Genomic DNA, 778 nt, shown 5'->3' with positions numbered 1-778 from the left:
AGCATGGTGACGCCCTCGCCGGAGATGCTCCGGTCCGTCTTTCATATTACCCATGCCGAATCCCGTCTACTGCACTTGCTGTGTAAAGTGGGCAATCTGAACCAGAGTGCCGAGCTGCTCAATATCAGCGTGCACACGGCCCGCACCCAGCTCAAGTCCACCATGAGCAAGCTCAACGCCAGTAGCCAGGTGCAATTGGTCAGTCAGGCCATGGGGCATGCCCTGGTGCAGGCAGCCCGGTTGCCGCATGTGCAGGCTGAACGGGAATTTACACTGTCGTTACCCGACGGCCGGGTACTCAGTTGGTACGAGTATGGCGATCCGAGTGGGCGCCCGGTACTGACGCTGGATAACCTGGGGGCTGCGGTGCCCGACCATACGTTTTTTGATGGCTGGTACCGGGAAAAAGGTTTGCGCATGATCATGATCGTGCGCCCCGGATATGGCATTTCTACCTACAAGAAGAACTTTGAATTTCGGGATTTTGCTGACGATATTCTGGCCCTCTGTCAGCACCTGAAAATTCAGCGGCCGCCGATGGCGGCGTATTGTGGGGGTGGTCCCTATGCCCTCTGCGCTGCAGCTACGCATCCGGAAATTTTTGAGCGGTTGGGTATTCTTGCCAGCACCGTCCCCATTGAGCATTTTGAGCTGGATAAACTGGACCGCTTACACAAGATGTTCCTCCGGCTTTTTCGTCGCGACCCACGTTTGTTTGTGTTGATGGGCCGGCTCGGCTTGCGCGGCGTGCAACATGCGCCGGAAAAGTATTTTGCCA

1 protein-coding gene is annotated in these 778 nt (G+C 56.6%); it reads left to right on the top strand.

Features of this window, described 5'->3' with window-relative positions; genetic code table 11:
* Positions 1 to 24: 24 nt before the first annotated feature.
* A partial coding sequence (locus A3730_RS06470) for an alpha/beta fold hydrolase (RefSeq protein WP_231883874.1) occupies positions 25 to 778 on the top strand: 754 nt, incomplete at its 3' end.

The sequence above is a fragment of the Alcanivorax sp. HI0044 genome (genome assembly GCF_001634945.1).
This window is presented reverse-complemented; position numbering and strand designations above follow the sequence as displayed.